This is a genomic window from Methylobacterium sp. D54C, from assembly GCF_053345595.1.
Genome location: NZ_JBKFAK010000147.1, coordinates 1 through 339, shown reverse-complemented (window position 1 = coordinate 339; position 339 = coordinate 1). Strand labels below are relative to the sequence as shown.

The 339-nt window shown below is 79.9% G+C and carries 1 pseudogene; it reads left to right on the top strand.

Features of this window, described 5'->3' with window-relative positions:
- Nucleotides 1-339, top strand: a pseudogene (locus tag ACLBYB_RS32915) (taurine ABC transporter substrate-binding protein); the annotation flags it as partial.

Here is a 339-nt window from a genome sequence, read left to right as displayed (position 1 = left end):
AAGTCCGGCACCGTGGTGGTCTCGGCCGGCGACCTCGCCCGCCGGGGCAAGGCGACCTTCGACGGCCTCGTGGTCGACCGGGCCTGGGCGGCGCGGAACCGGGGCTTCCTGGTGACGCTCGTCCGGCTGATCGCCGCCCAGGACGCGGCCTACGCCGCCAGGCCCTGGGGCGCCGACGCGCCGGAGGTGGCGGCGGTGGCCCGGATCAGCGGCTCGGCGCCCGCCGAGGTGCCCGCGAGCCTCGCGGCCTACCGGCCCCCGACCCTGGAGGCGCAGGCCTCCCCGGCCTGGCCCGGCGGCGCCGCCGCCAAGGCCCTGACCGAGACCGCCGCCTTCCTG